The following is a 21586-nucleotide window of genomic DNA, read 5'->3' as shown; positions in this document are numbered from 1 at the left end:
GTCATCCGGCCTATATGCCGGACGGGGGGTTCTTGACCGTGATCCTACCGAGCCTTGGCGGCAAACGCCAGCGGATCGGCGGGGTTTCCGGCTGATATGGGTATTGCCGCGCCGATCCCCATCCCCCGCCGGAACGGAAAGGCGGAAAAAAACGCCGCGCCGGGCCGTCATAGTGAGCGGATATATTGCAGGGGATTAACAGGAACCCCGTGTTGCCGCAGTTCGACCATGATGCGCGGATTGCGCGGGCCGGACATCCCTATGGGAGAGCCTGCCACCACCGTGTCGCCCACCGCCACGTTCAGCCGCGCAAGACCCGTGACGAGCGACGTCCAGCCGCTGGCATGTTCGATGATGACGATCCGGTCGTAGCCGCGATAAGGTCCCGCAAAGGCCACCCGGCCCGGCGCCGGGGCAACCGCCTGTGCCTGTTCGCGCGGCGCCAGCAACAGCCCGCCCGAGCGCGCCTGACCAGGAGCCTCCTCGCCGAACCCCGTGACCAGCCGCCCGATGACGGGCAGCATGTAGCTGGACAGCCCGGCGGGCGGCGGCACGAACTGCGAGGCTTCGGCAACGCGCGAGTCCTCCGGTCGCGGCGGGCGTACGATCGGCCCCGGCAGCGCTGCGAGCTGTTCGCGCAAAGTACCCTGACGATCCACTTCCTTGACCAGATCGCCCAGATCGCGGGCCTTCTCGGCGAGCGCCACGGCACGGTCGCCCTCACGCGCGGCGATGCCGCTGGCCTCCCGCCCGGCGAGGCGCTGCCGCGATTCGATCACGGCGAGCCTGCGCCGGCGTTCGCGCATCTGCCCCTGCGCCTGGGCAAGACCGGCGGCGGCGGCGCGGGCCTGCCCTTCCAGTGCGCGGCCTCGCTCTATCGCACCGCGCAGAGAGGCCGTGCGCCGCTCCACCTCGGGCAGCATGGTGTCGAGCATGGCGCGCATGTAGACGGCATCGCGCACCGAACCGGGGCGCAGCAGCGCCAACAGCAGCGGTCGACGCGAAAGCCGCTGGAGCGAACCGGTTAGCCGGGCGAGCGGGCCCTGACGCTGGGCCAACTGCGCGCGAAGATCCGCCCGCTGCGAGGCGATCAGGCGCATATGCGCGCGCTGCCCGGCAATGGCCGCTTCCGTTTCCTGAATGCGCGCGGCGATCGCGGCGGCTTCGCGCGCGGTACGGTCGGCTTGCTGGGTGACCTGGCGAGCGCGCGCCTCCAGCTTTTCGGCCCGGCCCCGCGCCGCCGCACCGTCCCGGCGGGCGGCCAGCATGTCCGCCTGCGCGCGCCGGGCATCCACCGCAGGGTCGAGCACCGAAAGCTGCTGCGTCATCGCCTGCGTGGCGAATACCGCAACACCAACGGCGGAAACGATCAGGAGGTAACGAGCGACAGGCTTCACGCAGGCTTAACTAGGGCACCGCGAGTCAGCCGGGAAGAGGGAAGAACATGGCGCAGGCCATTACCTCCCCGCCGTGCCTACGACCCGGTGTCGCCGCGCGCTTCGCTGGGGTTGAAACCCATTTCCGACAGAAGATCCATCAGCCGCTGGCCATCCGCACGCACGCGGCCAAGCCATTCCTTGTGGTCCATATGGCCAAGCACGGAGCGCTGGAACATACCGGCGGTACGCGCCGTATCACGCAGGAGGTGCGGCGGAACGGCATCGTCGCTCACTTGTCGGCGGATCGGCGCACGCTCTGCTTCCGCGCGCGAAATGGAGGTGACGCCTGCGAGGCGGCGATTGGTCATTTCGGTTTGCACTTAACAGGCTCCCGGAGCAGGCGGCGCTCTCCAAAAGGCACGGCCGAATTCGTTCTTCCTGCTTAACGCACTGACGACAAATAGGTTTCCCGGTTCATCGCAGATTCAGCCACGAATCCGCGTCAGCCCGAACGGTGATAGGGATGCCCGGCCAGAATTGCCGTGGCCCGCCACAACTGTTCGGCCAGCATCGCCCGGGCCATCATGTGCGGCCAGGTCATCCGTCCGAAGCAAAGCAGGTGATCGGCCCGCCCCCGCGCTTCGTCGCCGTGGCCATCGGCGGCGCCGATCAGAAAGCGGCATTCGCGCACGCCTTCATCGCGCCAGCGGCCGAGCAGCGCGGCGAATTCCTCCGAACTCATCGTCTTGCCGCGTTCGTCCAGCAGCACATCGCGGCTGGGAGTCTGGGTGGGAGGAGGAATCCTGCCGCCGACATCGGGCAGTTCGCTGTGGCGGAACGGCCAGGCAATGCGCTTCGCATAGCGGTCGAGCAGGTCGGCCTCGGGCGAGCGGGCGATCTTGCCGCGGGCGATGATGTGAAGCAGCATGATCCATGTACGCACAGGACAGCGTGGCCCTGCGCGCAGAGTCCTTTCGAAAGGGTGCCCGGTCGTTCAGGTCGTCACTTGCGACGACCGGGGCTCATCCTCCAGCAGGCTCCCCTGAAAGGGAGCCTTGCAGCGCAGCGGTCAGGCTGCGCCGGTCGGTCCGTCGAAGCCCCACATGCGTTCCAGGTTGTAGAACGTGCGCACTTCGGGGCGGAACAGGTGAACCACCACGCCGCCGGCATCGACCAGAACCCAGTCGGCTGCGGGCAGGCCTTCGATGCGCGGGCCGCCGAAGCCGCCCTGCTTGAGGCGTTCGCCAAGTTTCTGCGCCATGGCCGCGACCTGACGGGTGGAACGACCGGAACCGATCACCATGAAGTCCGCGATGCTGGACTTGCCATCGAGGTCGATGGTCACGAGATCCTGCACCTGATCGTCATCCAGCGACTGGAGGATCAGGTTCAGCAGCGGATCTTCATGCTGAACCGTGGGGCTCAGCGGGGGCGTTGCGCCGGTTGCGGCCGGCTGTATCTGTGCCTGTGGCATCTTAGTGTAGGTCTGCTCCTTTCAGGGATCGACCGTACGCGGTGGAAGCCACCGCGGCGCGAGCGATCGTTTTCTTGATGTGCCGGTTGTGCAGGAGAAGGGCCGAAAAGCCTCTCACGCTGCCGATCCGTTGATGGGCGTTCCACATAGGGGCCTGTGCGTGACCGCATCTCGCGAAAATCCACCTGAGGACTTCCGTGCCCACTCCGGATCCGCCTGGCGTATAGCCGTGGCCGACCGCGTATCGGGGTCGAATCGCAACGTCACTAGCGCAGGTGCGCTCCACCTTTCCGGGCCGCGAAGACTGGTCATGGACGTCCGGTAACGCCGCAGCCAGGCCATCGCGGGGCTCGCGAGGGCAGCGCCATCATACCCCGGACGGGCGATTACCGCAATCGGCATGAGTCGGGCGATCGTTCGCCAGTCTTTCCAGCGGTGCAACTGGGCGAGATTGTCCGCCCCCATCAGCCAAACGAAGCGCCGTTTCGGGTAACGCCGCAGCAGCGCTTTCAGCGTATCGACCGTGTACCGGGTGCCCAGTTCACGCTCTATCGCGGTGGGGCGAATCCGCGCGCGGCGGGCCTGTTTGCGGGCCGATTCGACTCGCGCGGGCAGCGGCGCCATGCCGGCGGCCGGTTTGAGCGGATTGCCCGGCGACACCAGCCACCATGCCTCATCCAGCCCCAGCGCGTCGATGCAGAACAAGGTGATCCGCCGGTGCCCGCCGTGCGCCGGGTTGAAACTGCCGCCCAGCAGGCCGGTGAGCGGGCCGCAGCGGGTCTTCTGCACCGCTCGAATCAGGGCCGCTTGAATCAGGGCCGGGCCTGCCCGGAGCCGCGCACCTGCCACTTGTAGGTCGTCAGCCCTTCCAGCGCGACCGGGCCGCGTGCGTGGAGCCGCCCGGTGGCGATGCCGATCTCGGCGCCAAGGCCGAATTCGCCGCCATCGGCGAACTGGCTGGAGGCGTTGACCATGACGATGGCGCTGTCGACCTCGTCGAGGAATCGCTCGGCCGCTTCGGCGTCATCGGTGACGATCGCATCGGTGTGGTGCGAGGAATGGGCGGCGATATGCTCGATGGCGCAGTCCAGCCCGTCGACCACGGCGACCGAAAGCACGGCGTCGAGATATTCGGTGTCCCAGTCCTCACCGCTCGCGGGCAGCACGCGGGAATCGAGCGCCTGCGCGCGCGCATCGCCGCGCACTTCGCAGCCCGCCTCGATCAACCCGCCCACCACCGAAGCGCTCTCGGGAAACTGGGTGTCGAGCAGCAGCGTCTCCATCGCGCCGCAGATGCCGGTGCGGCGCAGCTTGGCGTTGACGGTCAGCTTTCGCGCCATGTCCGCATCGGCTGCGGCGTGAACATACGTGTGGCAGATGCCATCGAGGTGGGCCAGCACGGGCACCCGCGCATCGGCCTGAACCCGCGCGACAAGGCTTTTGCCCCCGCGCGGCACGATCATGTCGATCAGCCCGGCGGCGGTCAGCATCGCGCCCACGACGGCGCGGTCCTGCGTCGGCACCAGCTGGATCGCGGCGGCGGGAATGCCGACGCTTTCGAGGCCCGCAGCCAGCGCGGCGCGGATCGCGCGGTTGGAATGGAGCGCCTCGGTGCCCCCGCGCAGCATCACCGCATTGCCCGAACGCAGGCATAGCGCGGCGGCATCGGCGGTCACGTTGGGGCGGCTTTCGTAGATGATCCCGATCAGGCCGATCGGCACCCGCACGCGCGACAGTTTCAGGCCGTTGGGACGTTCATCGGCGGAAATCACCTCGCCCACCGGATCGGGCAGCGCGGCAACCTGTTCCACAGCGTCGGCAATGCCCGCCAGCCGTCCGGCATCCAGCCGCAGACGGTCGAGGAGCGCGGCGGACAGGCCCTTCGCCTCGCCCGCTGCGATATCCTGCGCATTGGCGGCGAGAATCTCGGATTCCGCCGCGCGCAGGGCCTTCGCGGCGGCGCGCAGGGCGCCTGCCTTGTCCGCATCGCTGATCCGCGCCAGCACGCGCTGCGCTGCGCGGCCATCGCGGGCCAGCTGTTCGACCAGCGCTTCGGGAGAAACTGCGGCAGGGTCGGCGGACAGGGAAGTCTGAAGGTTCATGACCGGATCGCTAGCACCGCGCGGTCCCCCTGTCACCGACCGAGAAAGGGCGAAACGCGCGCATTTTCCTACATCGCCGAGCGCTGCTACATTCGCGCAGGGTCTTTCACATCGTTGTCGCCGCCGCCCCTAAACCGCCCTGGTACAGGCGTTTCAAGCGTGCACTTTATCAACTAACCCGCCCCATTTCCCCCACCAGGAAATGACGATGGACATTGTATCCCTCAACTCGCCGCAGGACTCGTCCGCCTCGGCTCGATTCGACAAAGTGCCGGGACCAGTCGATTCGCCTTGGTAATAACCCGCTGCTAGTTGGCCCGCCGGGACTGAGACACTAGATTTCCAGCGGGGTCGTTTTGCTATCCACTTCAGCCGGGGCGTTTTTACAGCGCCTCAGGACTGCGTTTCCCGATCGTGAGTTCATCATGCGATCGCAGGGACAGGTCCGTTTCATCCGCATTTCTTCGCGGAGTCAGAAGATCGCCGCGGGCGTTGCGACAGGCGTCCTTGGCGCGTGGTGCGTCTCGGTAGGCGCACTGGCTTTGTCGCAGGTCTCCGCCGGGACCGCGCAGGCCGCGCTCGCCGGGCGCGAGGCCAAGGTCGCCCGGGCCGAACACAGCGTCGAGCAGTACCGCGAGAATATCGACACGGTCGCCTCCAACCTCGCTCGCCGCCAGAAGTTCATCGAGCAGATGGTCGATGCCCACATCAGCGAACTGCCCGAAGGTGACGAGGCCGCCCAGCCGCAAAGCACCGACGAAACCGGCCTCGAAGCGAAGAAGATCAGCGCGGCGTTGCCCCAAGCGGGCACCCTCGCCGGCATCGAAGCCAGGCAGCTTGCTCTGGTCGAGCGCCTGACCCGCTATGCCAACGACCGCTCCCGGACGGCCACCGACGCCATCCGCAAGCTCGGCCTCAACCCGCGTGCGATGATCGCATCGGGCCGCACCGCAGAGGGCGGTCCGCTGTTGAAGCTGGCCACCGCCAGCAACGGCAGCATCGACCCCCGCTTCCGCCGCATGGGCCAGAGCCTGGCCCGCATGGACGCACTGGAAAGCGGCCTTGCCTCGATCCCGCAGGTCAGCCCGGCCCATGTCGCCTATGTCTCGTCCAGCTACGGTTACCGGTCCGACCCGTTCACCGGCGGCGCCGCGTTCCATGCCGGGCTCGATTTTCCTGGGCCCATGGGTTCGCCGATCTACGCCGCCGCCAAGGGCCGCGTCACCTTCGTCGGCCAGAAGTCCGGCTACGGCAATTGCGTGGAAGTGACTCACGGCAACGGCCTGATGACCCGCTACGGCCACCTTTCGGGCTTCCGCGCCCACGTTGGCCAGGAAGTCGATGCCGGTGCGCTGATCGCCGCGATGGGCAGCACCGGCCGCTCTACCGGCTCGCACCTCCACTTCGAAGTGCGGGTCAACGACCGCCCGGTCAATCCGCGCCCCTTCCTCGAAGCGGCCCGAACCGCACAGAGCAACCTCCAGAACAACAATCAGCCACAGAAGGAGAGACGCTGACATGGCAAAGGCCTTCATTAGCTCCCGCGTAACCGGCACCAGCACGAGTTTCTCGATGCTGGGCTCGGACACCACCATCACCGGCAATATCCAGGCCAGCGCCGACCTGCACGTCGACGGCAGCGTCGAGGGCGACATCACCTGCAATTCGCTCGTCCAGGGTGAAGGCAGCGAGATCACCGGCGCCGTGCGTGCCGAATCGGTGCGAATCGCCGGACTCGTGCGCGGCTCCGTCGCCGCCCGCGAAGTGGTGATCCTCAAGACCGCCCGGATCGAAGGCGACGTCGCCTATGACGCGCTGACCATCGAACAGGGAGCCCGCCTCGAAGGGCGCCTCAGCCCCAGCGGCGGCCAGATTCCCCCCGCCATGGCGCGCCTGCCGGCCGCCGAAGTGGAACTGGTGCTGCCCGCCGCAGCGGAATGATACCCGGCGGGCGGTTCAGCCGCCCGCCACTTCGAACTGCAGCGCCTTGCGTTCCGCTCGCCGACGCGGGGATTGGGCTCTGCGAACCGCGCCCAGCCCTTCGCCAGATAACTATCCGGCAGCCCGATCATGGTTCGAAAAAAAAAGCCCAGCCCCTGCCGGAACGGCGGAAGCTGGGCTTTGTATGCATACGCAAACTTAGCCGGCAGATGCATGAAGCATCTGCCGGCTATACATATTTACTGGTTGCGCTCTTCAGCCTCGGCGGCGCGCTTGGCTTCAAGCCAGGCAGCGACTTCGGCTTCCTGCGCGGCCGCGCTGGCGGCTTGTACCTGGGCCTGACGCTCTGCGCGCAGTTCCTCGATCAGGGCGTCGCGGTCGTCGGTCAGACGCTCGTTGGTCGCGTTCTCGTCTTCCTGAATGCCGGCCTTCTTGGCTGCCTTGGCAACCAGGGCGTCCAGTTCGCGCTGCGAGCACAGACCCAGCGTTACCGGGTCCTTTGGCGTGATGTTGTTAATGTTCCAGTGCGAACGGTCGCGAATCGCCGCGATCGTGTTGCGCGTGGTGCCGATCAGCTTGCCGATCTGAGCGTCCGAAACCTCGGCGTGGTTACGCAGGATCCAGGCGATACCGTCCGGCTTGTCCTGGCGCTTGGATACCGGCGTGTAGCGCGGACCCTTGGTACGGCTCGCGTTGACCGGCACCTTGTGCATGCGCAACTTGTATTCGGGGTTGGCCTGCCCCTTTTCGATCTCTTCCATCGTCAGCTCCCCAGAGCGAACAGGGTCGCGTCCGGTGTACTTGCTGGAGGCCAGATCGTCGGCCATGGCCTGAACTTCAAGCATGTGGAGACCGCAGAACTCTGCAATCTGCTCAAAAGTCAAAGAAGTGATGTCGACCAACCACGAGGCGGTTGCGTGCGGCATCAGCGGAGTGGGCTGGCTCATGTCTCTATCCCCGGCGGAAACAATAAGGGCCACCCCTGCGGAGTGGCCGTACCATGCCGATTTAGGGAAATTTTGCGCAATGGGCAAGCGAAAGCCTAGGTTTTTTGCAGGATAGCGCCGGAGGTTCCAGGTGGGACCGCCCAGCGGACTTCCGGCCCGGCCTGCCGCAGTTCAAACCTCCAGAACGATTTTGCCGATATGGTCGCCCGCTTCCATCCGTGTATGGGCTGCTGCGGCCTCCGCCAACGGAAAGCGCGTGTCCATTACCGGGCGCAGCAGGCCTTCCTCCACCAGGGGCCACGCACATTCGACGATTTCCTGTGCGAGCAGCGTCTTGAAATCATCCGAGCGCGGCCGCAGCGTCGATCCGGTAAGCGTGTAGCGGCGGCTCATGACGACAGCCATGTTGATCTCTGCCTTCGCCCCGCCCTGTACCGCGATGGTGACGTGGCGCCCGTCCGGCGCCAGGCACTTGAGATTGCGCGGAACATAACTGCCCGCGACCATGTCGAGCACGAGATCGACCCCCTTGCCGCCGGTGATACGCGCCACTTCTTCGACGAAATCGCTCGTCTTGTAGTCGATCGCGTGGGTGGCGCCGATCTTCAGCGCGGCCTCGCACTTTTCGGCCGAACCGCAAGTGACGATTACCGTCAGCCCGAAATGGCGCCCGAGCATCGCCGCCATCGTGCCGATGCCACTGGTGCCGCCGTGGACCAGCAGCGTCTCGCCCTCACGCGCATGGCCGCGCTCGAATACATTGTGCCAGACGGTGAACAAAGTTTCGGGCAGTGCCGCCGCTTCAGCCATATCAAGGCCTTCCGGCACCGCCAGGCAGTGTCCAGCCTTGGCCAGGCAATATTGCGCATACCCCCCGCCCGACACGAGCGCACAGACCTGCTGGCCGGGAATGAACTCAGTCACCCCTTCACCCAGAGCCGCAATCGTGCCGGAGATCTCCAGCCCCGGAATCGGCGAAGCACCCGGCGGCGGCGGATAATTACCAGTGCGCTGTACGACGTCAGGCCGATTGACCCCGGCAAACGCCACCCGCACCAGCACTTCGCCGGGCCCGGGCTTTGGCACCGAAACGATTTCGGGACGGAGAACTTCGGGGCCGCCAGGCGAATCGTAGCCAACGGCGGTCATGACGACAGGAAGGTCAGCTAACATGAACTTCCCTGTGCCACAGGATGCAGGGAATGGGGAACAGGAAAACAACTAGGCCGAAAGAGGATATTCTTCCGGTCAATGCCGGGACCGCTGGCCGCCATGCTGAATATCGAAAATTTTCAGGGAGTGAGCACCGGCGCGATAGGACCATAGCGGTTCCGCCTTCGCCAGGATAAAGGCCAGGTATTGGCCATGGCTCGGGCCTTGCGACTCCAACATCCACAGCCAAACCAGCGACCCATTGACAGCACACCGTTCCAGTCCGATGCTGCATTGCAATGGACGATAATGATCGACCGCGGCGGCGGTCGTCCGAAGGTGACTTCGGCGCCGCCAGCCTCCTCGCCAGCGAAAGCCTGGAGCGCTATTCGCTGGACGAACTTGACGCACGTATCGTCCTGCTGGAAACCGAAATCGAACGCATCCGCGCGCACCGAACGGCATCCTCCGCGCACCGGCTTGCGGCCGATGCCCTGTTCAGGCCGCGATCATCTTGATCGGCGCAGCCTTCCTTTTACGCCCCGTGCTCAGGTGCCGCACGGACAACCTCGCAACCCTCCCGATCGTTCCTATATCGATCCTGAAACCTCTCACCGCCAAACTCCCTTATACGGAGAGTCGTCCCTCACAATGAAGGTCGCATAAATGCCAAGTTTCGCGCAAAGCCTTGAAAAGACCCTGCACTCGGCTCTGTCTCACGCGTCTGAGCGGAGCCACGAGTACGCGACGCTCGAGCACCTGCTGCTCGCGCTGATCGACGATACGGACGCGGCCCAGGTCATGCAGGCTTGCGGCGTGGACCTTGGCGATTTGGGCGACGTGGTACGCCAGTACCTCGACCAGGAATACCAATCGCTTAAGACCGAGGAAAAGGGCGATCCTGCCCCCACCGCCGGCTTCCAGCGGGTTATCCAGCGCGCCATCCTGCACGTCCAGTCGTCCGGCAAAGACACCGTGACCGGCGCCAACGTGCTGGTCGCCCTGTTCTCCGAGCGCGACAGCTATGCCGTCTATTTTCTGCAACAGCAGGACATGAGCCGCCTCGACGCCGTCAGCTTCATCAGCCACGGCATCGGCAAGGGCGGCAAGCGGATCGAAGACCGCAGCCCCAAGGGCGCGGCCGACGACAACACCCCCACGCCCGAGGACAAGAACGAATCCAAGCCGGCCGCCGGCAACAAGAAGGATTCCGCGCTCGACCAGTTCACCGTCAACCTCAATGAAAAGGCTCTGAACGGCAAGGTCGATCCGCTTATCGGCCGCGGCCCCGAAGTGGACCGCACGATCCAGATACTGTGCCGCCGATCCAAGAATAACCCGCTTTACGTAGGCGATCCTGGCGTGGGCAAGACCGCGATAGCGGAAGGCCTGGCGCGCAAGATCGTCGAGGGCGAAGTGCCCGAAGTGCTGACCGAAGCGGTGATCTACTCGCTCGACATGGGCAGTCTGCTGGCCGGAACCCGCTATCGCGGCGATTTCGAGGAACGCCTCAAGCAGGTCGTCTCGGAACTTGAAAAGATGCCACACGCGGTTCTGTTCATCGACGAAATCCACACTGTAATCGGCGCCGGCGCGACCAGCGGCGGTGCGATGGACGCCTCGAACCTGCTCAAGCCGGCTCTGTCGGGCGGCACGATCCGTTGCATCGGATCGACCACTTACAAGGAATTTCGCAACCACTTCGAAAAGGACCGCGCCCTGCTGCGCCGGTTCCAGAAGATCGACGTGAACGAGCCGACGATCGAGGACACCATCAAGATCCTGAAGGGCCTGCGTACCGCGTTCGAGGAACACCATAAGGTCAAGTACACCCCCGACGCCATCAAGACGGCAGTTGAGCTGTCGGCCCGCTACATCAACGACCGTAAGCTGCCCGACAAGGCGATCGACGTGATCGACGAAGTGGGCGCCATGCAGATGCTTGTGCCGCCTAGCCGCCGCAAGAAGACCATCACCGCGCGCGAGATCGAGCAGGTCATCGCGACGATGGCACGCATCCCGCCCAAGTCGGTCAGTTCGGATGACAAGAAGGCGCTCGGCACGCTTGAGCGTGATCTCAAGCGCGTCGTCTTCGGTCAGGATAAGGCGATCGAGCTGGTTTCGACCGCTATGAAGCTCAGCCGCGCAGGCCTGCGCGATCCCGAAAAGCCAATCGGCTCGTTCCTGTTCTCCGGTCCCACCGGCGTCGGCAAGACCGAAGTCGCCAAACAGCTGGCCCAGGTCATGGGCATCCCGATGCAGCGCTTCGACATGTCCGAATATATGGAGCGCCATTCGGTCAGCCGTCTGATCGGCGCGCCTCCGGGCTATGTCGGGTTCGACCAGGGCGGCCTCCTCACCGATGCGATCGACCAGCAGCCGCACTGCGTTCTGCTGCTCGACGAAATCGAGAAGGCCCACGCCGACCTGTTCAACATCCTGTTGCAGGTGATGGATAACGGCCGCCTGACCGACCACCACGGCAAGACCGTCGATTTCCGCAACGTGGTGCTCATCATGACCACCAATGCGGGCGCTTCGGACATGGCGAAGGTCGGCATCGGCTTTGGTGACGTATCCAAGCAGGATGCCGGCGAGGAAGCGGTGAAGCAGCTCTTCACGCCGGAATTCCGCAACCGCCTCGATGCGATCATTCCCTTCGCCTATCTCGCAAAGGACACGATCAGCCGGGTCGTGGACAAGTTCATCCTCCAGCTGGAACTCCAGCTGGCCGACCAGAACGTCCACATCCAGTTCGATTCGACCGCCCGCGAATGGCTGGGCGATCGCGGTTACGACAAACTCTACGGCGCTCGCCCGATGGCCCGCGTCATCCAGGAGAAGGTCAAGCAGCCGCTCGCCGAGGAACTGCTGTTCGGCAAGCTGGCTCACGGCGGCGAGGTCCATGTCTCGGTCAAGGAAGACGCGCTCAACTTCGAGCTGACGCCGTCCCCGCCCAAGGTGACCAAAGCCAAGAAGAAGGCGCCGGTAAAACGGACAGCGAAAAAGCCCGGTATCCAGCCGGAAACCAGCTCCGACGACTGATCGTTGTAACAAGCAATAAAGATGGGGTGGGAACCGCAGGGTTTCCGCCCCATTTCTTTTTCATGGCCCGCGAATTTTCCTGGATCAGACCCGAACCTTGGGGGATCCACGTCGTCCCTGCCGACTGCTGGATCGATCCGGCGCGGCCCGTCGACCGCGCGCTGGTAACCCACGGCCACGCTGACCATGCTCGCGGCGGCCATGGTCAGACTTTCGCCACCCCCGCCACCCTTGCCATCATGAAGCTGCGCTACGCCACCGAGGAAGGCGCAGTCCCGGTGCCTTACGGGGAGCGGATCGCCCTGCCCGGCGGCGTCCACGCCACCTGGATTCCCGCCGGCCACGTCCTCGGATCCGCGCAGATCCTCCTTGAACATGCGGGCGAGCGGATCGTCGTCACCGGTGATTTCAAGCGCCGCCCCGACCCGACCTGCCCGCCCTTCGAGGTCACCCCCTGCGACATCCTCGTCACCGAGGCGACCTTCGGCCTCCCCGTATTCCGCCATCCGCCGGTCGAGCAGGAAATCGGCAAGCTGCTCACCGCCCTTGTCGCCAATCCCCAGCGCTGCGTACTGGTCGGCGCCTACGCCCTGGGCAAGGCGCAGCGCCTGATCGCCGAACTGCGCCGCGCCGGGCACCGCGATACAATCTGGCTCCACGGCGCAATGGAACGCATGTGCCGCCTCTACGAAGAATGGGGCATCGATCTGGGCGACCTGCGGTTAATGTCGGACGCGAGCAAGGAGGAACTGACCGGAAGCGTGGTCCTTGCCCCGCCCTCTGCCCTGAACGACCGCTGGAGCCGCCGCCTGCCGGACCCGATCACTGCAATGGCCTCTGGCTGGATGCAGGTTCGCCAGCGGGCACGGCAACGGATGGTCGAACTGCCGCTCATCATTTCCGATCACGCGGATTGGGATGAGCTGACGCAGACGGTGGTGGACGTGAACCCGGCGGAAACGTGGATAACGCACGGGCGCGAAGAAGCGATGCTGCGATGGTGTGAGCTGAACCAGCGGAAGGCTCGGGCTTTGGCGCTTTTGGGGTATGAGGATGAAGATGATTGAGACCTGGGGCCATTGCCCCAGATCCCTTTACCGTTGTCCTCGAGCGTGCAGCAGCGCTGAGTTAAAGCCTCCTGCCAATCTCGGCATCGCGCCTACCGCATCGTTTGCCGCACGCAAAAAGCCTGCGGTGCCCAGCGACATAAACTCCGCGTCTCCACGCCGCCGCGTCCCGTCACTCCCACCATGCGCACAAGACCGAAGAACCGCGCACTTCGCTGCCGGTAAAGGGGTCTGGGGCGATGGCCCCCGGTCCTCTCTCCCCATCTAATGAAAGCTTTCGCCGCCCTTCTGGACGCTCTGGTCTACACCCGCAGCCGCAACGCCAAGCTCAAGCTTCTGGCCGATTACCTGCGCGAAACGCCCGACCCGGACCGAGGCTGGGCCCTCGCCGCGCTGACTGACGGGCTGGACTTCCCGGCGGTAAAAAGCGCCACGATCCGCAACCTGCTGACCGAGCGCATCGACCCCATCCTGTGGACCCTCAGCCGCGAATATGTCGGCGATTCGGCGGAGACCGCAAGCCTGCTCTGGCCCGAGCCTGCCGAGTCACCGTCTCCGCCCACGGTGTCCGAGGCAGTGGACGCCTTATCGCACATGACGCGCGCCAACGTCATGACGCAGCTGCCCCGGATGCTGGATCGGCTCGATGCCAACGGGCGCTATGCGCTGCTGAAACTGGCGACCGGGGCAATGCGGATCGGCATTTCAGCACGACTTGCCAAGACGGCCTTCGCGCAGGCTTTCGATGTCGCGGTGGAGGATGTGGAGGAGCATTGGCACGGACAGGCCCCGCCCTATGCCGCGCTGTTCGATTGGGCCGCGCACGGGGCGGAGCCGCCCAGTTCGGAAAACCTGCCGCTGTTTCGGCCCTTCATGCTGGCGCATGGGCTGGAGGACAGCGAGGTCGATCTGGCGGACTATGCGGCGGAATGGAAGTGGGACGGCATTCGGGTGCAGGTGGTCCATGCGGGCGGCGAAACGCGCGTTTATTCCCGGTCGGGCGACGACATATCCGCCACTTTCCCCGAGATCGCCGAGGCATTGGCGATCGACGCGGTGCTGGACGGCGAACTGCTGGTGCGCGGCGCACATCAAGGCGGAGAAACGGGCGGCGCGGCAAGTTTCAACGCCTTGCAGCAACGCCTTGGCCGCAAGACTGTCAGCAAGAAAATGCGCAAGGAATATCCCGCCTTCGTAAGACTTTATGATGCCCTGATCGTCGAGGGAGAAGACCTGCGGCCGCAGCCCTGGACAACGCGCCGCGCCGCGCTGGAGGAGTTGGTGCCCCGGCTCGACCCGCTGCGCTTCGACATCAGCGGCGTGATCCCGGCAGACGACTTTACGCAGCTTGCCGCCATCCGCGAGCGTGCCCGGGACGATGCCATCGAAGGGGTCATGCTCAAACGGCGCGACAGCCCTTATGTGGCGGGGCGCAAGACCGGGCTGTGGTACAAATGGAAGCGCGATCCGCTGCTGATCGACTGCGTGCTGATGTATGCGCAGCGCGGATCGGGAAAGCGCAGTTCATTTTATTCGGACTATACCTTCGGCTGCTGGGACGGCGATCCCGATGCGGGGGCGGAACTGCTGCCGGTGGGCAAAGCCTATTTCGGCTTTACCGACGAGGAGCTGAAATGGCTGGACCGCTACGTGCGTAATCACACTTTGAATCGCTTCGGGCCAGTGCGCGAGACCGATAAGTCATTGGTGTTCGAGGTGGCGTTCGACTCGGTCCATTCGAGCAAGCGCCACAAGTCGGGCGTCGCCATGCGCTTTCCCCGCATCAGCCGCATCCGCGCCGACAAGCCCGCTCATGAGGCAGACCGGATTGAAGCCCTTCGCGCCCTGATCCGCGATTGACCGCGATCACGTTCCACGTGAAACTTTTGGGATAGGACGGACGCGGAAGGAGCCGCGCTTTTAAGCCGAAATCCTGAACTGCTTCTCGCGCGACGTAGCCCCCCGCAGCAGTTCCAGGCGCGACGGTGCCAATCCCAGCGCACGGGCCAGCAAATCGCGCACGGCATCATTCGCCTTGCCATCCTCCGGCTTGGCCCGGACTTTCACCAGCAGGCGATCCTCCACAATTTCCAGCGCTTCGACTTTCGCGCCGGGCGTCACGCGCAGAGCGAGGCGCCCTTCCTGATCGATGAGAACGCGCAAGGCGTCGGCCGACGGCAGTTCGCCTTTCGGCCGCGCCATATCAGCCTTTCAGCCCAAGCGCCTCGGCATGCAGCCGGCCGTTGATGACATAGCCCTTTACACCGGCCTGGTTCGAGGCGACCGCCGCATCGTCAAGGTCACGCAGGTGCTTGGCAGGGCGGCCCATCCAAAGCTGCCGCGCGCCTATGCGCTTGCCGGTAAGCTGCGCCCCGGCGGCAAGCATGCCGTCCGATTCGATGTAACTGCCGTCCATCACGATCGCCCCGAGACCAACGAAGGCCCGGTCCTCCAGCGTGCAGCCATGGATCATCGCCAGATGACCGATCAGTACGTCGTCACCGATAATGGTAGGGAAACCGTCCGGGTTCGACGGTTTTGGACTGTCGCAGTGGACCACGGTGCCGTCCTGGATGTTGGTGCGCGCTCCGATCACCACGCGGTGAACGTCGGCGCGGATCACGCAGTTATACCAGATGCTGGCGTCCGGCCCGATCTCGACATTGCCGATAATCCGGCAGCCCGGCGCGATGAAGGCGCTGGAGTGGATCCTTGGCGCCTTGCCGTTGATCGCGGCCAGGGTGATGTCGGTGCGGTTCAGGCTCATGGGGTTCCCGTCAGATTTTCCCAGCGGACATGCGAGAGGATGGACGCATGGTCGTCCGTCCAAGGCTCCGCCGCCCGTTCTTCGAGCCTCTTCCATGGAGTATCGGGGTGCGCCCGCGCAAGGGCATTGAGCGGGCCCGCATCACGCGACAGGGCGATCCAGCGCGATGGGGTATAGCCCATACCATCCTTGGGGATATCCAGCCGGGACAGCGCGGAAAGTCCGCTGTCCTGCGCCGTGGTGCCGATCACAGGCGCCAGATCGATATAGCGGTTGGAGATGTGCAGCAGCAAAAGTCCGCGCGGGGCCAGCGACCGCAGGTAGACCTGCATCGCTTCCCGCGTGAGCAGGTGCATCGGGATCGCATCAGAGGAAAACGCGTCGATCACCAGAACGTCGAATGCGCCCGGCGAAAGCTCTCCCAGTTCGAGCCGCGCATCTCCGATAATCACCCGTGCGTCCGGCGTACAATCGTGCAGGAAGGTGAAACGGCCGCTGGTGGAGAATTGCAGCATTACCGGGTCGATCTCGAAAAACGTCCAGGTCTGCCCCGGGCGGGCGCGGCAGGCGAGAGAGCCGGTGCCCAGTCCCACAACGCCCACCCGCGCATGCGGACCTTCGATGGCCGGCACTGCACTGAGCGCCAGCCCCACTCCCGATGTCGGTCCGTAATAGGTCAAAGCCTCGTGCGAGCGGGCAGGATCCAGCGACTGTTCGCCGTGCAGGGTCGTGCCGTGAGCCAATGTCCGCATCTTGTCCTCGGCGTGATCGCGGACGGTATAGATACCGAAATAACTGCGGGTACGTTCACCGTCGACGGTCGCGCGGATCGTCCAGATGCCGCCTTGCCCCAGCATCGCCATCAGCACGATAGCCACGAAGGCTCCGCGCCACGCCATGACCATGATCCCGATGCCCATCAGGAAAACGGAAAGCAGCATCGCAGCAAGCGCGCCGCCCGGCTCGAGGAGGTTGCTGCCGATCCACCACGCAAGGAGCAGCGCCAGGGTGAGCAGCACGATGAGCACGGCGCGGGCCACGCCCGGCTCGATGCCATCCCGTTCACGCCAGCCCAGCAGCGGCCGTAGCGGAATGAGAGCGGCAGCAGCTAGGACGAGCAGAGGATGCTCCCAGGCCCAGTCGAATACCAGAGGCGCCAGCAATGCGGTGAACAGCCCGCCAAGGGCGCCGCCCGCCGACATCGTCAAGTAGAAACGGGTGAGATGGCCAGTGCCTGGCCGCAGGTCGTACAAGCGGCCGTGCAGCGCTGCAGCCACGCAGAACAGAAGCAGGCAGGTGCCTCCCACCATCCACAGCGTGCCCGAGCTGTTCGACATCATCGCGTAGCCGCCGGCAAAAAGCACGACTACTGGTGTCACGCAGCTGATGGACGTCACCGCGCCGCGCCGGTCCGAGAAGGCGACAACGAAGCTGAGAAGATAGAGGCCGAGCGGAATCACCCAGAGCAGCGGCATCGCGAAAATGTCGGTGGTAAGATGAGTTGTCGTCGACAGCATGAGGCCGGACGGAACCGCGGACAGCAGCAGCCAGAGCGTGACGGTGCGCCAACCGATCGGCGCCTCTGCGCCTGTGTCGGCAGCGGCGGTGGCAGCTGCTTCGGGAAGGCGCCGCCGGGCCAGCGCAGCGGCCACGACGAGCGCGATCAACACGCCGAAACCGGCGGTCCACGCCAGGCTTTGCTGGCGCAGGGTCAGCAGCGGTTCGGCAAGGAGCGGATAGGCGAGCAGCCCCGTGAAACTGCCGAGGTTCGATGCCGCATAAAGCGCCCAAGGCGCGCCTGACTGCGGATCGGCGGCGAACCAGCGCTGCATTAGCGGGGCCTGAGCGGAAACCACGAAGAAGACCGGCCCTATGCTAAGCCCCAACAGCAGCGGGACCCAAAGCGCTTCGGAAAGGCCGGCGATCGGCGCCAGAGAGACCAGCCCTACCGGCAAGGTTAGCCCGGCAAGGACCAATAGTGCGACGTGGATCATCACCTGCTTGTGCAGCGGCAAGCGGCCCAGCAGGTGCGCATAGGCGTAACCGGCCAGCAGCAGCGCCTGATAGACCAGCATTGCGCTGTTCCATACGTTAGGCGCCCCGCCCAGACGAGGCAGCGCCATGCGCGCGACCATCGGCTGTACAAGGAACAGCAGGAAGCTGCCGACCAGAATCGTGGCTACGAACAGCCCGCGCTGTCCACCGCCGGTTTTGCCGATCGGCGCCGGGCCGGCGGATTCTGAAACGGTCTCAGTCATTTTCGAATTCAGCCCCTGATGCCGATTTGCAGGGTGGCTACTTGCCGAACATGCCCAAGAACAGCCTAACCCGCACGCGGAACGCAGATTATATCGGCTGTTTGCGCCATTCTCCCGCAGAGATCGAATGAACGATTGTTTTGCCCGTGGGTGGGGCAAACCGGGTGTCGACGAAATCGAGATCCTCGCGGCGGACCATGCCGAGGCGGGTCATCAGGCCCCAGCTCGCCGTGTTCTCGATATTGGTGATGGCGAAGATTTCCGCTGCGCCGAAGCGGTCGAAACCGGCATCCAGCGATGCGGCGGCCGCTTCCTTCGCATAGCCCTGCCCCCAGGCGTCATCACGCATACGCCAGCCGATTTCCATCTCACCGGCGAAGGCGGCCCCAGGAGCGTCGATTACCTTGAGACCGCAGAAGCCGAGCATCTCGCCAGAAAGATCGCCGCCGTCTGCCTTGCGCTCCATAATCCAGAAGGTATGACCAAGCCGCTCCTGAAAGCCGATGACGCGTTCCTCGAAAAGCGCGACCTTGTCCGCATCCATTACCCCGCCCAGCCAGCGCATGACGGACGGGGTATTGGTGACCTGCGCAAAGCGGTCGATATCGCCCGCTCTCCAGTCACGCAGAACCAGCCGCGATGTTTCCACGTGAAACATCTCAGCCATTCAGCAGGCGCGCGGCATGGGCAGCGTGATAGGTTAGCACACCGGAGCAGCCCGCGCGCTTGAAGGCGAGCAGCGTTTCCAGGACCATCGTGTCACGATCGGCCGCGCCGGCGGCGACGGCATGCTCGATCATCGCGTACTCGCCCGAGACCTGATAGGCGAAGACCGGAACCTCGAAGCGTTCCTTCACGCGGCGCACGATGTCGAGGTAAGGCAAACCTGGCTTGACCATGACTGTGTCCGCGCCCTCGGCAAGGTCCATCGCCACCTCGCGCAGGGCTTCCTCGGTGTTGCCGGGGTCCATTTGGTAGCTTTTCTTGTCGCCCTTGAGCAGCCCGCGCGAGCCGACCGCATCGCGGAACGGGCCGTAGAAGGCCGAGGCATATTTGGCCGCGTAGCTCATGATCTGCACATTGATGTGGCCGGCGTCTTCCAACGCATCGCGGATCGCGCCGATGCGGCCGTCCATCATGTCGGACGGGGCGATGATGTCCGCGCCCGCGTTCGCCTGGTTGAGCGACTGACCCACAAGCGCTTCCACCGTCTCGTCGTTCAGGACATAGCCAGCATCGTCGATCAACCCGTCCTGCCCGTGACTGGTATAGGGATCGAGCGCGACGTCGGTAAGCAGGCCGATCTTGTCCCCCAGCGCATCGCGTACGCCGCGTATCGCCCGGCACATCAGGTTGTCGGGATTGAGCGCCTCGGCGCCGTCCTCGCTGCGGCGACCGGGCTGAGTGTGGGGGAACAGTGCGAGGCACGGGATGCCAAGCTCGACCGCTTCTTTCGCCCGCGCGACGATGCCGTCGACCGACCAGCGCGAAACGCCGGCCAGCGAGGCGATCGGATCTTCCACGCCCTCGCCCTCGGTGACGAACAGGGGCCAGATCAGGTCAGCGGGTGTCAGCAGCGTCTCGCGGTGGAGAGCGCGGCTCCAGGCCGTGGCGCGCACGCGGCGCAGGCGGGTATGGGGATATGTACCGGTCATAGACGGCTGCTTGCCGCAAAAAACCCTCGCGTTCAATTGTGCCAGGGTTGCGAAGGTCGACTAGGCACCGCCGCCTGGCGCAAGCTTGTCGATCTCGCGCTGGTCTTGCGCCACCTCGCTATGCACAGTGGCCACCGAACCAAGCGCGGCGCCGGGCGCAACATCCAGCACGGCGCGCAGCCTCGCCATGAAAGCGTCGCGCTCCTTGCCGTCGATCTGCGGGCGCGAGACGATGGCGATGCCGGATGGATTGATGGTGCGCCCGCCGCGATAAGCCTCGAAATGGAGGTGCGGTCCGGTGGAAAGCCCGGTCGAGCCGACATAGCCGATCACCTGCCCTGCCCGCACGCGGCTGCCATTGGCCACCGCGATGCGGCTCATGTGCCCGTACCCGGTGTCCAGCCCGCCGCCGTGCTGAAGGCGGACGTAGTTGCCGTGGCCGCCGTGTCGCCCCGCGAAGGTCACCGTGCCATCGGCCACCGCATAGATCGGCGAGCCATAGGGCGCGCCGAAGTCGATACCGGCGTGCATCCGCACATAGCCCAGGATCGGGTGCCTGCGCGCTCCATAGGGCGATGTGATCCGCCCGCCCGCCACCGGCTGGCCGATTTGAACGCTGCGCGCCTGGCCAACCGCGCCGGCAGAGAACATCTCGCCATCCTTGCCCCAGCGCAGCAGTTGCAGGCGGGGCTTTCCGGCGCGTTCGACCCCGGCGTAGAGGAGGTCGCCCGCCTGCCGTTCACCCTTCGCAGAGCGTTTGTAGGCGACGACGAAATCGAACTGGTCTTTCGCGTTCAGGTCGCTTTCGAGGCTGAGATACTTGTCCACTGCACGCAGATACGACTGGATTGCCGTGACCGGAGCGCCGGCGTTACGCGCCGAGCGATAGAGGCTGGAGCCTACCGTTCCGCGAATCCGCAGCGGGGTCTCATCCACGTGGATAGGGCGCCGCGCCAACGCTAGCCCGCCTCCACTGCGCTCTATCGACAGGTCGAGATCGAAACGGGCGCGGAAATCGAGGGAATCCAGGACGCGCGGCACCCCGGCCGCCGGACGCTTGCCCAGAGTTATGTCGAACTGCGTGCCTGCAGTGATGTCATCCACCGGCACCGCCTGCCCGACGAGCTGAGAGACCCGTGCAATGTCGCCGGCACCCAGTCCCGCACGTTCCAGCATCCGCCCAAGACTGTCGCCCTGCCCCAGTGTGGAGACGAGTTGGATTGCCGGACGCTCAGGAACGCTGGCAAGCGGGCGCACCAGCGGCGTTGCCCCCATGTGGCGGCCGCTGTCGGCGCCCAGCGCCAGCGGCGCGATCGACTGGCTGCGGAACTCATCGCGCTCCCGGGTTTGGAGCGGCATCGCGGTGGCTGCCTCCAGCGCCGAAAAGTCAGGGCTCAGGACAATCGCGGCGGCGCTGAGGCCCAGCATCGTGGCAAGGCCGCGCAGCCATGTTCGGCTGCCTATATCGTTAGCCAGGTCGGGGGCGAGGTCCGTGTCCGCGCACCATGTTTCCACCGCCTCGCGGTACTGCGTAAACCGCCCGAGCGACATCGCCGGCTGCTGCACCTGTTCTGCCTTGGCAGGCTGCGCGCGGGCGAACGGCGCGGGGAATGCAAGCACGACTGAAGCCTCGCGCACCTTTGCGGCGCACGCATGGGCGTGAATGACCGGGGCGACCTGCGCGCCCTCGTCACCATACTGGATTTCGGCCCGATCGCTGCTCTCATGCTTGCGCTCGTGCTTAAGCGGCCTGAACAAAATGCCCGGTCCCTATGCCATCACGGGGAGAGCCCCGGCAA

The 21586-nt window shown here is 65.1% G+C and carries 20 protein-coding genes; 6 read left to right on the top strand and 14 right to left on the bottom strand.

Going from position 1 to position 21586, the window contains the following annotated elements:
• Nucleotides 1–167: 167 nt before the first annotated feature.
• From V474_RS18685 to V474_RS18660, 6 genes are all read right to left on the bottom strand, one after another.
• Nucleotides 168–1397, bottom strand: a complete 1230-nt coding sequence (locus V474_RS18685) for a murein hydrolase activator EnvC family protein (protein ID WP_059152894.1) — start codon at nucleotides 1395–1397, stop codon at nucleotides 168–170.
• 77 nt (nucleotides 1398–1474) lie between these two features.
• A complete protein-coding gene (locus V474_RS18680) occupies nucleotides 1475–1759 on the bottom strand; it encodes a hypothetical protein (protein WP_148649456.1) in 285 nt (94 codons plus the stop codon).
• Between the two features lie 122 nt (nucleotides 1760–1881).
• Nucleotides 1882–2307: a 23S rRNA (pseudouridine(1915)-N(3))-methyltransferase RlmH gene (locus V474_RS18675; RefSeq protein ID WP_043974597.1), complete on the bottom strand. Its 426-nt coding sequence runs from the start codon at nucleotides 2305–2307 to the stop codon at nucleotides 1882–1884.
• Between the two features lie 141 nt (nucleotides 2308–2448).
• A complete protein-coding gene (rsfS, locus tag V474_RS18670; RefSeq protein ID WP_082699864.1) occupies nucleotides 2449–2853 on the bottom strand; it encodes a ribosome silencing factor in 405 nt (134 codons plus the stop codon).
• A gap of 114 nt (nucleotides 2854–2967) precedes the next feature.
• On the bottom strand, nucleotides 2968–3642 hold the full coding sequence (locus V474_RS18665) for a nicotinate-nucleotide adenylyltransferase (protein ID WP_059152972.1): 675 nt from the start codon (nucleotides 3640–3642) through the stop codon (nucleotides 2968–2970).
• 23 nt (nucleotides 3643–3665) lie between these two features.
• Nucleotides 3666–4955, bottom strand: a complete 1290-nt coding sequence (locus V474_RS18660; RefSeq protein WP_059152892.1) for a glutamate-5-semialdehyde dehydrogenase — start codon at nucleotides 4953–4955, stop codon at nucleotides 3666–3668.
• 425 nt (nucleotides 4956–5380) lie between these two features.
• On the opposite strand from V474_RS18660, the gene V474_RS18655 reads away from it, so the two are divergent.
• Together V474_RS18655 and V474_RS18650 are read left to right on the top strand one after the other, a co-directional pair.
• Complete coding sequence (locus tag V474_RS18655) at nucleotides 5381–6472, top strand: M23 family metallopeptidase (RefSeq protein ID WP_082699862.1); 1092 nt, start codon at nucleotides 5381–5383, stop codon at nucleotides 6470–6472.
• Between the two features lies 1 nt (nucleotide 6473).
• Nucleotides 6474–6896: a bactofilin family protein gene (locus V474_RS18650; RefSeq protein ID WP_059152890.1), complete on the top strand. Its 423-nt coding sequence runs from the start codon at nucleotides 6474–6476 to the stop codon at nucleotides 6894–6896.
• A gap of 239 nt (nucleotides 6897–7135) precedes the next feature.
• Here V474_RS18650 and V474_RS18645 read toward each other — a convergent pair whose 3' ends face one another.
• Together V474_RS18645 and V474_RS18640 are read right to left on the bottom strand one after the other, a co-directional pair.
• Nucleotides 7136–7843, bottom strand: a complete 708-nt coding sequence (locus V474_RS18645; protein ID WP_059152889.1) for a DUF1013 domain-containing protein — start codon at nucleotides 7841–7843, stop codon at nucleotides 7136–7138.
• A gap of 171 nt (nucleotides 7844–8014) precedes the next feature.
• On the bottom strand, nucleotides 8015–9016 hold the full coding sequence (locus V474_RS18640; protein WP_059152888.1) for an NAD(P)H-quinone oxidoreductase: 1002 nt from the start codon (nucleotides 9014–9016) through the stop codon (nucleotides 8015–8017).
• A 278-nt stretch (nucleotides 9017–9294) separates the two neighbouring features.
• On the opposite strand from V474_RS18640, the gene V474_RS18635 reads away from it, so the two are divergent.
• The 4 genes from V474_RS18635 to V474_RS18620 all read left to right on the top strand — a co-directional run bounded on the left by V474_RS18635 (nucleotide 9295) and on the right by V474_RS18620 (nucleotide 14967).
• Entirely contained in the window at nucleotides 9295–9513 is a 219-nt protein-coding gene (locus V474_RS18635; protein ID WP_059152887.1) for a DUF1192 domain-containing protein, read from the top strand.
• 148 nt (nucleotides 9514–9661) lie between these two features.
• The gene (gene clpA, locus V474_RS18630) at nucleotides 9662–12040 is read left to right on the top strand and encodes an ATP-dependent Clp protease ATP-binding subunit ClpA (protein ID WP_059152886.1); all 2379 of its coding nucleotides are present in this window, start codon (nucleotides 9662–9664) and stop codon (nucleotides 12038–12040) included.
• 62 nt (nucleotides 12041–12102) lie between these two features.
• A complete protein-coding gene (locus V474_RS18625) occupies nucleotides 12103–13107 on the top strand; it encodes a ligase-associated DNA damage response exonuclease (protein WP_059152885.1) in 1005 nt (334 codons plus the stop codon).
• A gap of 267 nt (nucleotides 13108–13374) precedes the next feature.
• Nucleotides 13375–14967, top strand: coding sequence for a cisplatin damage response ATP-dependent DNA ligase (locus V474_RS18620; RefSeq protein ID WP_059152884.1), 1593 nt, complete (start codon nucleotides 13375–13377; stop codon nucleotides 14965–14967).
• A gap of 60 nt (nucleotides 14968–15027) precedes the next feature.
• Here the strand turns inward: V474_RS18620 and V474_RS18615 are convergent, their stop codons facing one another.
• The 6 genes from V474_RS18615 to V474_RS18590 form a co-directional block, all read right to left on the bottom strand.
• Nucleotides 15028–15309, bottom strand: coding sequence for a DUF167 domain-containing protein (locus V474_RS18615; protein ID WP_059152883.1), 282 nt, complete (start codon nucleotides 15307–15309; stop codon nucleotides 15028–15030).
• 1 nt (nucleotide 15310) lies between these two features.
• Nucleotides 15311–15874: a gamma carbonic anhydrase family protein gene (locus V474_RS18610; RefSeq protein ID WP_059152882.1), complete on the bottom strand. Its 564-nt coding sequence runs from the start codon at nucleotides 15872–15874 to the stop codon at nucleotides 15311–15313.
• Entirely contained in the window at nucleotides 15871–18132 is a 2262-nt protein-coding gene (locus tag V474_RS18605; protein WP_169795093.1) for a spermidine synthase, read from the bottom strand. Before V474_RS18605 ends, V474_RS18610 begins: the two co-directional genes overlap by 4 nt.
• An 88-nt stretch (nucleotides 18133–18220) precedes the next feature.
• A complete protein-coding gene (locus V474_RS18600; RefSeq protein ID WP_407938353.1) occupies nucleotides 18221–18790 on the bottom strand; it encodes a GNAT family N-acetyltransferase in 570 nt (189 codons plus the stop codon).
• Nucleotide 18791: 1 nt separating this feature from the next.
• On the bottom strand, nucleotides 18792–19787 hold the full coding sequence (hemB, locus tag V474_RS18595) for a porphobilinogen synthase (RefSeq protein ID WP_059152880.1): 996 nt from the start codon (nucleotides 19785–19787) through the stop codon (nucleotides 18792–18794).
• 60 nt (nucleotides 19788–19847) lie between these two features.
• Nucleotides 19848–21545 carry a M23 family metallopeptidase gene (locus V474_RS18590; protein WP_236711325.1) on the bottom strand — a complete coding sequence of 566 codons (1698 nt, stop codon included), beginning with the start codon at nucleotides 21543–21545 and terminating at the stop codon, nucleotides 19848–19850.
• Between the last annotated feature and the right edge of the window lie 41 nt (nucleotides 21546–21586).

Origin of the sequence: Novosphingobium barchaimii LL02 (genome assembly GCF_001046635.1) — a bacterium.
Lineage (GTDB): Bacteria > Pseudomonadota > Alphaproteobacteria > Sphingomonadales > Sphingomonadaceae > Novosphingobium > Novosphingobium barchaimii.
The sequence above is the reverse complement of the archived record's forward strand: the minus strand, read 5'-3'. Positions and strand labels throughout refer to the sequence as shown.